11 protein-coding genes are annotated in these 13,455 nt (G+C 72.4%); 5 read left to right on the forward strand and 6 right to left on the reverse strand.

Annotated features, from left to right (window positions below; genetic code table 11):
• Complete coding sequence (locus AC07AW_RS20735; RefSeq protein ID WP_478817384.1) at nt 1-1,062, reverse strand: Rv3169 family protein; 1,062 nt, start codon at nt 1,060-1,062, stop codon at nt 1-3.
• A 537-nt stretch (nt 1,063-1,599) separates the two neighbouring features.
• Between AC07AW_RS20735 and AC07AW_RS20740 the strand changes: the two genes are divergently transcribed.
• Nucleotides 1,600-1,785 (forward strand): hypothetical protein, encoded by a 186-nt coding sequence (locus AC07AW_RS20740; protein WP_078954047.1) that lies wholly within the window; start codon nt 1,600-1,602, stop codon nt 1,783-1,785.
• Here the strand turns inward: AC07AW_RS20740 and AC07AW_RS20745 are convergent.
• The 5 genes from AC07AW_RS20745 to AC07AW_RS20765 all read right to left on the reverse strand — a co-directional run bounded on the left by AC07AW_RS20745 (nt 1,748) and on the right by AC07AW_RS20765 (nt 9,181).
• Complete coding sequence (locus AC07AW_RS20745) at nt 1,748-2,920, reverse strand: acyl-CoA dehydrogenase family protein (RefSeq protein WP_478816953.1); 1,173 nt, start codon at nt 2,918-2,920, stop codon at nt 1,748-1,750. The two genes, AC07AW_RS20740 and AC07AW_RS20745, sit on opposite strands and share 38 nt — an antisense overlap.
• A 123-nt stretch (nt 2,921-3,043) precedes the next feature.
• The gene (locus AC07AW_RS20750) at nt 3,044-3,190 is read right to left on the reverse strand and encodes an SCO1431 family membrane protein (protein WP_478816954.1); all 147 of its coding nucleotides are present in this window, start codon (nt 3,188-3,190) and stop codon (nt 3,044-3,046) included.
• 282 nt (nt 3,191-3,472) lie between these two features.
• Nucleotides 3,473-6,688, reverse strand: coding sequence for a DEAD/DEAH box helicase (locus AC07AW_RS20755; protein WP_478816955.1), 3,216 nt, complete (start codon nt 6,686-6,688; stop codon nt 3,473-3,475).
• 899 nt (nt 6,689-7,587) lie between these two features.
• Nucleotides 7,588-8,061, reverse strand: a complete 474-nt coding sequence (locus AC07AW_RS20760; RefSeq protein ID WP_478816956.1) for a nuclear transport factor 2 family protein — start codon at nt 8,059-8,061, stop codon at nt 7,588-7,590.
• Between the two features lie 271 nt (nt 8,062-8,332).
• Nucleotides 8,333-9,181: a DUF429 domain-containing protein gene (locus AC07AW_RS20765; RefSeq protein WP_478816957.1), complete on the reverse strand. Its 849-nt coding sequence runs from the start codon at nt 9,179-9,181 to the stop codon at nt 8,333-8,335.
• Between the two features lie 574 nt (nt 9,182-9,755).
• Between AC07AW_RS20765 and AC07AW_RS20770 the strand changes: the two genes are divergently transcribed.
• The 4 genes from AC07AW_RS20770 to AC07AW_RS20785 are packed head-to-tail and all read left to right on the forward strand — an operon-like array spanning nt 9,756 to nt 13,454.
• Entirely contained in the window at nt 9,756-10,727 is a 972-nt protein-coding gene (locus AC07AW_RS20770) for a S8 family serine peptidase (RefSeq protein ID WP_478816958.1), read from the forward strand.
• Nucleotides 10,708-11,340 (forward strand): GAF domain-containing protein, encoded by a 633-nt coding sequence (locus AC07AW_RS20775; protein ID WP_478816959.1) that lies wholly within the window; start codon nt 10,708-10,710, stop codon nt 11,338-11,340. Before AC07AW_RS20770 ends, AC07AW_RS20775 begins: the two co-directional genes overlap by 20 nt.
• A 4-nt stretch (nt 11,341-11,344) precedes the next feature.
• A complete protein-coding gene (locus AC07AW_RS20780; protein ID WP_478816960.1) occupies nt 11,345-12,445 on the forward strand; it encodes a radical SAM/SPASM domain-containing protein in 1,101 nt (366 codons plus the stop codon).
• Nucleotides 12,420-13,454 carry a hypothetical protein gene (locus tag AC07AW_RS20785; protein WP_478816961.1) on the forward strand — a complete coding sequence of 345 codons (1,035 nt, stop codon included), beginning with the start codon at nt 12,420-12,422 and terminating at the stop codon, nt 13,452-13,454. The genes AC07AW_RS20780 and AC07AW_RS20785 overlap by 26 nt, the downstream gene beginning before the upstream one ends.
• The last annotated feature ends 1 nt before the right edge of the window (nt 13,455 follow it).

The raw sequence follows: 13,455 nt of genomic DNA on the forward strand, positions 1-13,455 counted from the left end.
TCAGTTCGCGGTCGAGGTGTGATCGGCGAAGCCGCTGGGGTCGTGGCGGCCGAAGGAACCGTGCTCGAAGATGCCGTAGCCGGTGCGGCCGTCGAGGGTGAAGCGGGCCGCGTGGTCGGTGACGCCGTAGACGGCCATGGGGTGGGCCGCCGGGTCCGAGAGGTCGTAGACGCGGCGGTCGGTCCAGCCGCGGCCCTGCCAGGTGCCGTGCTGCCAGTCGGTGGCGGGCGGGTAGCCGGCGCCGACGGCGAGCGGGGAGGAGGCGAGGATCTCGACGCCGATCTCCAGGGGCTTCCCGGCCGGGTCGGTGAGGTGGACGACGGCCCGTTCGGGGTGGCGGGTGCCGGGTCGGTAGGTGATCTCGGTGCGGGGCCAGCCGAGTTGGGCGTCGCGGCGGCCGTTCCGTACGAGCAGGGCTTCGTTGAGGGTGCGGTAGCCGTCGGCGTCCTCCTGGGCGATGACCATGAGGAAGCGGTCCTCGAAGCGCATCGGGATCCAGAGCCAGTGGAAGCCCTCGGGGCGGAACTCGGCCGCGCGACCGGGTTCCTCGCCGGGGATCGGGCGGACGCCCCAGCTGCGGTCGCGGGTGCCGGTCCACTCCCCCGCCGTGACGGTGAACTCCTCGCCGCCTGCCCTGATGGTGCCCGTGCAGTGCCCGGCCTGGACGAAGCGGCGGCCTTCGAGGGTGAGCCTGCCCCCGTGGCGCTGGGTGTGGTGGGGCTCCCAGACGGCGGGGAAGTCGCCGGTCCAGGCGAGGTCGAAGGAGAGCCCGTCGGGGTCGTCGGGATCGGCCGCGCAGGTCAGGGAGAGGCGCTTGAGGGGTTCGTCGACGGTGATGGTCAGCGGGCCGACGGAGAGGCGCATCCGGTCGTCGCCGAGGGCGTCGGAGGCGCGGACGGCGTGCAGCCGGTCGCCGGTGCGCAGGGTGGCGTAGGCGTCGACGACGCCGGTGTTGGGGTAGACGCCGAGACCGGCGATGAGCAGGGCTCGACCTTCGTGGTCGAAGACGTGGAAGATGCACCGGTCGTAGGCGTTGCGGTCGCCGCTGACGTGGTGCTTCATCGAGAGCGGTGCCTGGTGCACGGGGTATTCGTCGAGCGCGACGGGCCGGTCGTCGTCCACGGCTGACCTCCTGATCGGCAAGTGGGATCTGACGGTACGTCAGTTCTCGTCCGGGGGGCCAGAGTCGTGCACCGGGTACCGGGCGAACTGCCGCTCGAATCCACTCGGCGGTGACCCCGGCAGCCGGGGCGCGTTGGTCCGGGCATGACCACGCTGTACACCACTCCCAGCGGTTACGGTCGGCACCGGCAGGCCGAACCGCGCGGTGAAGAATCGGTTCGTCAGCCGATGGAGCCGTCGACGGCGCCGTCGGCCGCGCAGGCACAGGTACAGGCGCCGGTGCCGGTGCCGTCGCCGTCGCCGTCGCCCGCGCAGACACCGGCACAGACGCAGACACCCGCACCTGCCCCCGTACCCGTGCCCGTCCCGGCCCCCGTACCCGTGCCCGTCCCGGCCCCCGTACCCGTGCCGGTCCCGGTCCCGGTCCCCGTACCGGCGCAGGGGCAGGGGCAGGGGCAGGCAGGAGGACCGGCGCAGGTGAAACCCCCCGTCCCCGCCGACCCGCCCATCTACCGGGACGTGCTCTCCCTCTGGGCGAGCCAGGGCCGCACCCTGCCCGGCCACCGCGACCAGGAGTGGACCCGGCTCGCCGCCGGACCGGTCTGGGCGGACCGCACGGTGCGCGTCAGCGGGACTCTGGTCCGACCAGGTGACGGGCGATGACCACGCGCTGGATCTGATTGGTCCCCTCGACGATCTGGAGCATCTTCGCCTCGCGCAGATACCGCTCCACGGGGAAGTCCGCCGTGTAGCCGTAGCCGCCGAGTACCTGCACCGCGTCCGTCGTGACCTGCATGGCGGCGTCCGTACAGAAGAGCTTGGCCATCGCCGCGCACCGGCCGAAGGCCCGCCCCTCGTCCCGGAGCCGCGCCGCCTCCAGGTACAGCGCCCGGCCGGCCTCGATCCGGGTCGCCATGTCGGCGAGCAGGAAGCGAAGCCCCTGGAAGTCGGCGATCGGCCGGCCGAACTGGCGGCGCCCCCGCGCGTACGCGACGGCCTCGTCCAGGGCCGCCTGGGCCAGGCCCACGGCACAGGCGGCGATGCCGAGCCGGCCCGAGTCCAGGGCGTCGAGCGCGATCGTGAAGCCCTGCCCCTCCGCGCCGAGACGACGGTCGTCGGCGACCCGTACCCCGTCGAAGTGGAGCTGCGCAGTGGGCGAGCCCTTCATGCCCATCTTCCGCTCGGGAGGGGCCGCGCTCAGCCCCGGCGCGTCCCCCGGCACGAGGAAGGCGGTGATGCCGCGCGCGCCGGGGCCGCCGGTGCGGGCCATGACCGTGTAGAAGTCCGCGATCCCGCCGTGGGTGATCCAGGCCTTGGTGCCGTCGACGACCCATCCGTCACCGTCCCGGACGGCCCTGGTCCGCAGGGCCGCCGCGTCCGAGCCGGCGGAGGGTTCGGACAGGCAGTACGCGCCGAGGAGCCCGCCGCCCAGCATCGCGGGCAGGTGCGCGGCCCGCTGCTCCTCGGTGCCGAAGCCCGCGAGCGCGTGACAGGACAGGGTGTGGACGCTCACGCCGAGCCCGACGGTGAGCCGGGCGGCGGCGAGCTCCTCCAGGACCTGGAGGTAGACCTCGTACGGCTGGCCGCCCCCGCCGTACTCGGGGTCGTACGGCAGTCCGAGCAGCCCGGAGCGGGAGAGCAGCGCGAACAGCTCACGGGGGAAGCGGCCTGCGGCCTCCTCCTCCGCGGCATGCGGGGCGATCTCCCGGCGGGCGATGTCACGCACCAGGGAGAGCAGTTCCCGGGCCTCGTCGGTGGGCAGCCGGCGCTCCACGCCGTCCGCGGTGCTGTCGGCCATGGCCGGACGCTCCTCCCTGCCGGGCGCGCGGGGCGCTGCGATCGGGGGGAGTATGCCCGTTCCGTGCCGAAGGATCACGTGGCCGCCGGGGATCCACACGGTTGCCGGTCGACCGGCGTCGGGTCACATGAGCCCGGCCCGGGTGACGAGGACGGCGAGCAGGACGACCAGGGTCCAGCCGAGGACGTGCTCCAGGATCTTGGGGCCGTCCTCGCGGGGGCCGCCCGTCCGTGCGCGGGAGAGGAGACGGGAGTGGGTGGTGGAGGTCATGCCGACCACCTTGCGCCACGGGGGCGGCCCGGGGGTAGGACGTCGGTCACGTCTCCGGGCTGGCGGGGGGTGGTGCCGCCGGCGGCGGTGAGGAGATCCCTCCGTACCCGGGGCGGAAGGGGCGGGCGAGTCCCCGCACCCGCTGGGGCAGGCGCGTCTCCGGACCCCCCGGGGCAGGCGCACGCCTGCGCACCCGCTGGGGCAGGCGCGTCCCCGGACCCCCCGGGGCAGGCGCGCCCCCGCGCACCCAACTGAGGCAGGTGCGCCCCCGCACCCACCAGGTCAGTCACGCACGGCCGCGTACGCTTCCAGCCACCCGGTCGCCAGTCGGTCGCCGCGGGTGAAGACGGCCGCGCCGCGGCGACCCGCCGAGGGGTCGGCCGGGGCGGCGGGTGGCAGGAGCAGCGTGGTCTCCTCGGCGTCGGCGGGGTGCAGGGTGGTGGTCGCGCCGTTCCACAGGCGGATCACGGCTCCCGGCGGGGCCCACACCCGGACCGTGTCGTCCCGGAGGGTGAGGCGTGCGCCGGTGGCGCGTTCCGCGAGGAGGGCGCGGTAGCGGTCGGGGGGCAGGGCGCAGTCGCCCGGGGGCGTCGTGCCGTTCCAGTCGGGTGCGTCGATGCCGCGGGCCCGGGCCGCGCTCCACAGGCGGGGGACGAGGTCGGGCGCGAGCGGGGCGGTGGCCATGCGCTCGCACATCCAGAGGAGGCGTCCGGATCCTCGGTGAGGCCCGAGGGTGCGCCGGCGGATGCGGAGCGCGAGGTCGGCCGCGACGACGGCCACCCAGGGGTGGACGGTGCCGAGCGGGCCCTGTGCGCCGAGCCAGGCCAGATAGCGCTGGGCCTCCTCCAGGATGCCGGTCATCGAGTCCACGGGGATGCCGAGGACGTACGCGGGGCGGCCGCGGAAGAGCTGCGGACGGGTCGCCGCGAGGTGCAGGACCGCGCGGGCCAGGTCTCCGGCCTGGGGCCGCTGCTCGTCGTCGTCCTGGGCCGGTTCCTGCGCCGGGCCCAACCCCCAGGGGTCTTCCGGGTCTTCGTCCTTGTGGTCGGCCTCGCGCAGCACCCGGCGCAGGGCCGCCTTCCCCCGCTCGGTGAACGGCGCCTGTTCGAGTACGGGCAGCCGGGTGCTGAGCAGGGACGCGAGCAACTGCTCGGCGGCGAGCGGATCTTCGGGCACCGGGGCCTGCCGCAAAGCCGTCGCGATGTCGTCGGCGAGCGTGGCGTCGACCATGAAGCGACTGGTCAGCCGGCCCAGCGCGCTGGGTTCCAGGCGGTCCTCGTCGGAGGCGAGGCGCAGGCAGCCCACGGAGGCGAGGAACTGCGCCGCCTCGTGCAGGGGTTCGACGCTGTCGTGCCCCTGGTACGCGGCGAACGTCCCGGCCCACCAGCGCTCCGCCTCCTCCAGGGTCGACAGGCGCTCCTGCACGGCCTCGGCGAGGAGGTGGTCGGCCAGGTGGTCGTCGAGACGCGACCGCACGGTGTACCCGGCGGCCAACCGGGCCTGCCAGTGCGCCCGTTCGGCCGGGTCGGCGAGCAGGAACGCCCAGCCCTCGCGCTCTCCGGCGCCGATGCGCCCGGCCCGGCCGAACATCTGCTGGACCATCGACACCTCGACGCGGTCCATACCGAGGGTGGTGTCGCAGACGATCACGGCGCGGGCGGGGAGGTTGACGCCGGCCGCCACCGTGGAGGTGGCGACCAGGATCTCCGCCTCGCGGGCGCGGAAGGCCTGCTCGGCCTCCCGTTTGTACGGCCAGTCCCGGTAGTGCAGCCGTACGCCCGCCTTGGTGCACAGCCGCTCCACGGCTTCGGCGTCGTCGGCGTCCACGCCGGCGGTGGGCACGCCCCGGTCGGCGGCCAGCGCGAGCGCCGTGGTCCGGACCCGGCGCTTGCTGCCGCAGAAGACGAGGACGCTGCCGCCGTCCCCGGTGACCTGCCGGGCGATGCGTACGGCGGCGTCGGTGCGGACGGCGGCCCGCGCCGCCCAGTCGGTCTCGTCGACCTGGGGCAGCAGGGGGAGCTGCCAGGTGAGCCGCGTGGGCCGCCAGGTGGTGCGGATCAGGCGGGCGCCCAGCCACCGGGCGACCTCGTCCGCGTTGGCGACCGTCGCGGACAGGCCGACGATCCTGGTGGCCGCGCTGTCCTCCCGTACGCGGGCGAGCAGTGCCTCCAGTACGGCTCCGCGGGTCGGGTCGCCGAGCAGATGGATCTCGTCGACCACGAGGCAGCCGACCTCCGCGAGAGCGTCCCGCAGCGAGCCCGCGCGGCAGATGGACTCGAACTTCTCGGTGGTGGCCACCCACACGTCGGCCGACCGGATCAGCTCGGTGTCCACGGCGGCCTCACCGGTCAGGCGCACCACCCGCAGCCCGTGGCGGCGCCACAGCCGGAGCTCGCGGTCGAGTTCGTCGGTGAGCGAGCGCTGCGGCACGAGCCAGGCCGCCTTGCGCCCGCGGGCGTGCGCCGCGAGGGCCGCGACCATCCCGATCGGGGTCTTTCCGGCACCCGTCGGCGCCACCACGACGAGATGCCCGGTCTCTTCGAGCACCACCGGGACGGCGGCGGCCTGCACCGGGTTGAACGACGGGTGGGGCAGCAGCCCGGCCCAGTCGGTAGGCACCAGCTCGCCGACGGGCACGTAGGCGTCGCCGCCACCGTCACCGTCACCGTCACTTTCGCCATCGCCGTCGCCGTCCGGCAGCTCTTCCAAGGCGTCCCACTGGGCGGCGAACGCGTCCCGGGCCGCTGCCGCCCAGGCCCCGGGGGCGGGCGCCGCACCGTCCGGACCGACCGCGACCAGCTCCGTACGGCCGCCGGTGTCGGAGACCGTGCCGACCTGCCCGGCCTCCTCCCAGTAACGGCTGACGCGGTACGGGACGTCCCGCTCCTTCAGCCACGCCCGCAGCTTCTCGTGCGCCGGGCCTTCGGGGAGGATCACCCGCACGTCCTCGGCGGCGGTGAGCGCCGCGTCGGCCGGGCGCCACGCGGGGTCGGCGACCTTGCACCACAACAGGGCGCGCGGCTCGGTCGCGTCGGGCGCGACGAGGTCGTCGGGCCACGCCGGGCCGCGGCGCGCCCCCGGACGCAGCTGCGCCGGGACCCTGACGATCGCGGTCACGGTGGGCTTCGGCCCGTCCGCGCGCGCCCCGAGGCGCGGGGGCGCCGTACGGGCCCGGGGCGCCCGCCCTGCCTGGCGGGGCACGGCGTCGGTCAGTTCGTCGTACCGCTTCACCCCGAGATCCGCGAGGGTGAAGGCGGTGGGACAGGCGGGGCAGACGAGCGCCGTGTACTGGTAGGTGCGGCCCTGGGACTCGTACGGTCTGCGCAGGGCGTGCAGTTCGCCGCCGCACGCGGGACAGCGGCGGTCTACGGTCTCCTCGTAACTCCATCCGGGCTCCGCGAACCGCGCCGGGTGCTCTCCGCCCGGCGTGACTCCCCACCGCTGCCGCGCCAGGTCGGTGACGGATCCCTGCTGCACGTCGGCCTCGTCACTGATCATGCCCCGACTCTGGCACTCATGATCATCGCGCGCAGGCGGTTCGCTCCCTCGCTCTCGATGTCATTCGGCCGCCGGTCTCCGGAACCAGGCCGGGATCGTGTGTTTGGTGAGCCTTCGAAGCCGTAGTGCCGCTGCTCGAAGCTCCGGCACGCGCTTGGCTTGCGGACGCGATCAACGTGATCGATGATCCTGCTCCAGTAACACTCTGAGACGCCCCCAGGATCTGCGCGAGATCCGAGAAGCTGGAACATCTGCCATGGGGGGCGTGCGGAAGAAGGCCATCCAGGTTCCCAGCCGTGGCAGGATGGCCACATGTTGATCCGAAAGGGCGATGCCGCGTAGGCGTCCCAAGGCCGTCCGCGCAGAGCGATGGCGGCCACGATGGCAGTATCCGGTGCTGAGGGTCCGCGGTGTCTCCGCGCGGACCCGTGCAGCGATCCGCCGGGTCGAAGACCAAGAGATGTGGCCCAACGCGGTCGCCAATGCGCTCTCGTGTTTTGAGCGGGCGTTCAAGCAGCCTGGACGCTACCTGAATGCCTCCGAGTTCGAATCACCCGGGGTGGGAGATGCGCGTGATGACCTCGAGTGGGCGATGCGGCACCTTCCTCCCGGAACACAACGGGACTTGGGACGACTGATCACACGCATCGATGCGGAGCTCGAGCGCCGAACCCTGCCGGACCCCAACAACATCGAGTTGGCGATGTTCGGCTGGTGGTGGACCAGGATGCGGGAACGCTAACGGGCTCGTGCCACCTGCAATCGAACGAAACCTTCACTCTCCGCGACGGCTCCCCAAGATCTGTGCTAGGACCGTTCTCGGGCTCTGGCTCAGGTTCTGTGGAGTGTCACTCCCCGTGACACAGGACCCTTGACTGCCGGCCTATCGGGAGCCGAGCTCATGACTGGCCGGGCCCGTCGAGGCGTTCCGTGGGACCGGCGAAGGAGAGGAAGAGAGTCCGAGTGGTGAGCAGCCAGGTGTCGTCCACCTTGTGGAACGTATCTTCGTAGTGCCCTACTTGAACCGGGGGCCGCGGCGATACGAGGCCCTCGCTGTAGCCGTCGACGCGGTACGTGGTGAAGTAGGTGGTGGCGGAGGCGGTATCCGCAGAGGTCACAGTAACCAGGATGTTGGTGCAGATACGGCGTGACAGTCGGTCTGCGGGCCGGTCGCCGAAGTAGGTGCGGAGGGCGTCGCGACCCGCAATGCGGCGGTCGCCGGCGGGCCATTCCCAGGTGCCGTCCCGCGTGAACAGGTCCGCCACCGAGCTCGGGTTCCCGAGGTCGAGCCGGTGGACGAACTCGACGACCAGCCGCTCACAGGCCCGCTCTGCGAGCAGGCGCTCCATCGGGTCAGGAATTTCAGCCTTCATGATCAACTCATATCAGGTCGCCCCTGGCTGAGGGAGCCTCACCCGAGCTGGGGCCCCGGTTCCGGGCTCAATTTCTCCGGAGCCATGCCCGTCCATGAGCGCCCACGTGCCGATCCGTGACTCAGCGTGGCCGGTCCACAGAACCTGAGCCAGAACCGGTTCTCGCGAACAAAGTCACCTGTTGGAGTGCACGGTGGTGTGATCTCGTCAGGCCGCTCGCCCTCACCACGGCCGGCCCTGCAGGGCGGCTCCGCCGGATTGGTGAGGAGCGTCAGGGAGTTGCTCCGGTCCGCACAGCGTTGAGTGGAACGTCTCGTCGAGGGAGGTGTATCCAGCCCTCTACCGCTGCCATGGCACGCTCCTCCTCGGTCGTCGACGCATGGGTCATTCCACATGCTGCCGCCCGCGCGACGACCGCCGATATCAAGGCGTCCAGGTCGTGGTCGCTGCGCGTGCACCGGTCGAGCACGCGTTCGTCGAGGTCGAGGCCCAAGCCGTCGGCGAGGCCGGCAAGGATCCCGGTCCTCGCGGTGAGTGCGGCGGGTTTGGGGCCCTTGTAGCTGTCCTTGCTCGCAAGCCCCCACTGAATCAGCGCGTACGCCGGGTAGACCTCGACGACCGAGCCGGAGCCGTCTCGGGGGATGGCGGGACCCGCCTCGGCCAGACGTTCCATGAGGTCCACCGCGCGCATGGCGACGATGCCCAGCTTGTCGGCGGCGACCGAGAGAGGGCGCTGTTTCCCGGCCCCGGTGCGTTTCCAGGCCACGTCGTCGGTCAGACGATGAGTGAACCTGCCCAGCCCGTCGCGACCGTCCGAGTGCGGCACGTAGCGGGAGCGTGCGGGCAGCTTCGTGCCGGTCTGGTGGGCCGTGAGCAGGGACGTGAACGCCACCGGCCAGCCGATGGGCGAATCCAGGCCGGTCTTGTCGGCGGTCCGCATGGCCGCCAGCAGGTCTTCGTCGTTTCTGGCGGTGAGGATGTCGACGACTGGTTCCTCCGCCCAGGTGACGCGGCAGACCCCGGTCGTTCCGGAGTAGCCGGCCAGGTCAATGCCGACCGTCACCATGGGCGGGTCCACCACGACGGCCTCTGTCCGCTCGTCCGCGGTCACGGCCTGCATCCGCCTCCTGCGCACCGGCTTCACCGTCCGCCTCGAAGCCCAGGCCCACGGACTGATGACGGAGAACTCCTCATCCAGTCTACGGATTCCTGCACGCCGGCCGACCCTCTTCCTCGCCGCCCGCACCGTGGCCCGCCGGTGCCGTCAGGTCGTGGCGACAGCCGTGGGGCCTTACCCGCTCACAGCAGGCCGAGCGACATCAGCACGCGGTGCCGGCCCGGCCGGCCAGGACGACACCCTCACCGATCGGACCGGGCCGACCGATCGAACCCACGGCGGCCCTCCCCCTCCCCCCTTCCCCCTCGTCCTACGCAAGCGACCCGCCAACGCAGAGAACTGTCAGTTTCCGCGCCGCGAGGGGCAGGACCGGCCGGAAAGCACCCCAGACAACTGGGATGTCCGACCGCCCGGCACCTCGTACAGAATCGGTCCGCGGGCACCGCTCAGCTGTTCGACGGCGGGACGGGCCGGCAAGTCCGACGGTTCGGTATCGCGCCATGCGAGAGCCACGAGCGACCGGAAGGCTCCATTGACCACTACAGCGTTTCGTCGAACAACGATCCGATTCGCCCATATGAATGCCGGGGAACTCGTCGACCGGTCATCCGTCGCGGCCTCCACCGCGGTGGACCGGGAATGGGCCTGGGGTGGGTCGCGCGGAGCGGGAGTCCGGATCTGCGTCATCGACAGCGGAGTCACGCCGGACCATCCCGAGATCGGGCCCCTGGAGGGGTCGTACGCGGTGGAACGCATCGAGCAGGAGGACGCCGCGGACGACGGCCGGCCGAGCTACCGGATCGTCCCGGACGACGCGGGCGACGCCGCCGGTCACGGCACCGCGTGCGCGGCGATCATCCGGCGGATCGCGCCGGACGTGAGCCTGACCAGCGTACGCATCCTGGGGCCGCGACTTGCGGGCGACGGCAACATGCTGCTGGCCGCCCTGCGCTGGGCGGTGGCGGAGCGCTTCCATGTCGTCAACCTCAGCCTCTCCTCCCGCAAGGGCGACTTCAAGGCCTCACTGCACGACATCGCGGACGAGGCGTACTTCAACCGGGTGGCGATCGTGGCCTCGGCGCACAACAGCCCGGTCCGCAGCTATCCCTGGATCTTTCCCTCGGTGATCTCCGTCGGGTCGCACGAGATCGCCGACGCGGAGCGCATCGAGGTCAGTCCGCAGCCCCCGGTCGAATTCTTCGCGGCCGGAGTCGGAATCGAGGTCCCCTGGATGGACGGCGGCCGGTCGTTCCTCTCCGGGAACAGCTTCGCGACCCCCCATGTCACCGGGTTCGTGGCCCGCATCCTCGGAAAGCATCCGCATCTTCCGGTGAGCGAGGTCAAGCACGTTCTCGCCTCCCTCTCGGACAACTTCACCGATGCGTCCGACCCACCTCGCGCCCCCACCCCTGTCACCGCTTCCGCCGTACCGGACCCACCCGACGGACCCGCCCGGTCCGATGTGTCCGATGCATCCGCCGTACCCGACGTATCCGTCTCATCCGACCCGTCCGCCGAAGGAGCCGGCCATGACGAATCCGGCGCATGACGCCCCTCTCAGCGGCCCTCCGCTGTCCCGGCGCGACGAGGTGTTGCGCTCGACCGTCCGGCTGGCCCGGCTCGTCTTCGGCGCTCCGGCCTCGTCGGTCTTCCTGCACGACGCGGAGGGCGGGGCACTCGTCCTGGAGGCGATCTCCGACCCCCGGGAGGACAGCCTGGTGGGCTGGACCATCCCCGACTACAGCGGTATTGCCGGGTGGGTCTTCCAGAGCGGGGAGGCGGTGATCGCCGACAACCTCGACAACCACCCGCAGTTCAACCGGGACTTCGCGGCCTCCACCGGCCGGATACCGAAGGCCATCATCGCCGCGCCGCTGGACACCGACGGGTCCGTCTTCGGCGTTCTGGAGGTGCTCGACCCGGTGCTGGGCGCGCGCAGCACGACCTCCGGCCTGGAGTTGGTGTCGGAACTGGCGCGCCAGTGCGCGGCGGCCCTGGCGCTGGCGGGCCCGCCGCCCGGCCCCGCCGGACGGAACGCGGCGGCCGCCGAACGGCTGACCACCCTGGTGGCCGACCTGGCCAGCACCGACGACCCGAATGCCGCGCGGACGCTCGCCTCGCTCGAGGAGATCGCCAGCGCCCTGTCATCGAGAAGGGGGTGATTCCGTGCACCTGCTGGAAATCGGCGCCATCCGCAACAAGCCCGCCGCCGGCCTCTATCTGGCCCTGACCCGCCGCTGCCCGCTGTCGTGCGCCCACTGCTCCACCGACTCCTCCAGTACCAGCGAGCAGCATCCCGAGACGCCGTTCCGTCGGCTCGTGGAGTCCTTCGAGCACGAGACCCGACCGGACCTGCTGCTGATGTCCGGCGGTGAGGCGCTGCTGCGGGCCGCGCTCGTCGCCGACCTCGCGCGCACCGCCCGGTCCGTGGGCACCCGTTCGTACGTGCTGTCGGGCATGTGGTTCGCCCGGGAGAGCCGGCGGCTGCCTGCCCCGGTGTCCGCGGCGATCCGCGAGGTGGACCACTTCGCGGCCAGCCTCGACGAGTTCCACGAACGCGAGGTCGGCCGGGCCGACGTCTTCCGGGCGATGCACCGCATCCGCGAGATGGTGCCGCAGGTGAGCTTCCAGCTCACCGGGCGGGGGGACGACGATCCCTACCTCCAGGGCCTGATCGACGATGTGCGCCGCGAGTTCGACGACCAGGTACCCATCCTGGTGGGCACCTTGAGTCCGATCGGCCGTGGCCGCCAGCTCGGCGGGCTGACTCCCACGCCCTCCTCAGGCGTCCCGGTCGCCCCCGTCGACCCGTGCGACCGGATCACCTGGCCGCTGGTCACCTACGACGGCACTGTCTACGCCTGCTGCAACCAGGACCTGGTGGAGCGGCGCATGCCGGAGCACCTGATCCTCGGCCACGCGTCCCGCGAGTCGTGGCCCGAGCTGCGCGAGAAGTTCCTGCGCCGGGAGCTGTACCGGGCGCTGCGCGTGCTCGGACCCAGCTTCGTGGCCGCCCGGTTCTCGGACGGACCGTGCGACAAGGGCATGTGCGGCAACTGCGTCGCGCTGTCCGGAGACGCTTCGGCCGAGGCGCGGGTGACGGAGTACCTGCGCAGCGAATCCGGGCAGCAGGTGGAGGCCGCCGCCCGCCGCATGGTCGAGCAGGTGGACGGGACCGCCTTCTCGGACCGCCGCTCCAGCCGCTACGGCGGCCTGGTGTCCCTGGGATGGGAGGCGGACCGTGAACAGCCGTCCTACGCGCGCTGACACCGAGGCGGTCCGCAGCCGCCCCACGCTGGCGGACACCGAGGCGATGCGCCACCGTCGCGGTGAGTCGGTCCTGCTGTACATCACCGACCAGTGCCCGGTCGGCTGTGCGCACTGCTCGGTGGACGCCCGCGCGGACGGCGGCAAGGTCGCCGACTGGGAGGTGTTCCACGACGTCGTCGCCGGCATCGTCGCGCTGCCCGGCCTACGGTCGGTGGCGGTCTCCGGCGGCGAGCCCTTCGCCGAGCAGCGGGCGCTGCCGTACGCGATCGGGGCGTTCGCCGACGCCGGGCTGGAGACCATCGTCTTCACCAGCGGGTACTGGGCGCGCGAGAGCGGCTCCGCGCCCGGCTGGGTGGAGCGGCTGCTGCCGCGGATCTCCACGCTCTTCCTGAGCACGGACGGCTTCCACCAGGGCGGTGTGTCGAGCCACCGGTTCGTCGGCGCGCTGCGCGCGGCCCACCGGGCCGGCTGCCGCATCGTCGTCCAGGAACTGGACACGGGCGACGGCGCGCGGGTGGCCGAGGGGCTGCTGTCGGAGGCGCTCGGCCCGCGGTGGGCCGACGAGGCCGAGACCAAGCTGATCACCCCCCTCCGGTACGGGCGGGGCTCGGGGGTCTTCGCCATCCAGAGCCGACACGAGGTGGGGGCGTTGGCGGCGTGCACCCTGCTCGGCTCGCCGACGGTCCGCTACGACGGGGTGGTGATCCCCTGTTGCAACGAGGGGCTGATCACCGGTCACGGGCCGTCCGCGCTGCGTGCCCCGACCCGGCGGCCCGAGGGCGTGGCGCAGGCGCTGACCGGGTTCCGGGACGATCCGCTGCTGAGGGTGATGGGGCGTCTGGGCCCGGGGGCGGCGGCCGATCTGCCCGGCTTCGAGGCCCTGCGCGAGGAACGCTTCGAGAACGTCTGCGGCGGTTGCTGGAAGGCGTACGACATCGCCGGCCGCTCGGGGCGGGCCGCGGACTCCGTGACAGCACTCGGCGTGGCCCTGAGGGAAGGCGGTTGAC

It is taken from the genome of Streptomyces sp. NPDC044003, assembly GCF_056435185.1.